Raw genomic sequence first — 311 nt, 5'->3', positions numbered from 1 at the left:
CTGTCGGGATCGGTGCCGCCGCCGGTTGCGCGGGCGACGGCGACGCGCAGGAGGCCGGTGCGGGCGAGGATCCGAAGTCGGGAGGCTCTCCGTCGGGATCGCCGAACGCGTCGGAGTCCTCTCCCGGGGCCGGGTCCCGGGTGTTCGACGTCAAGGCCGAGAACGCCCGACCCGGAAACGCCGACTGGCACGTGGCCAAGGCCGGATCCGCTCGCGCCATCGAGGGTTTCGCCGACCGGGTCAGTGTCCTTCCCGGTGAGTCGTTCGGGCTGCACGTGTCCACCGCGGCGCCCCGGTTCACGGTCTCCGAC

General features: G+C 73.0%; 1 pseudogene. It reads left to right on the top strand.

The annotated features are described in order from the left end of the window. Positions 1 to 311 (top strand): annotated as a pseudogene (locus ADK55_RS23050) (hypothetical protein); the annotation flags it as partial.

It is taken from the genome of Streptomyces sp. WM4235 (assembly GCF_001279725.1).
GTDB lineage: Bacteria > Actinomycetota > Actinomycetes > Streptomycetales > Streptomycetaceae > Streptomyces.
The sequence above is the reverse complement of the archived record's forward strand: the minus strand, read 5'-3'. Positions and strand labels throughout refer to the sequence as shown.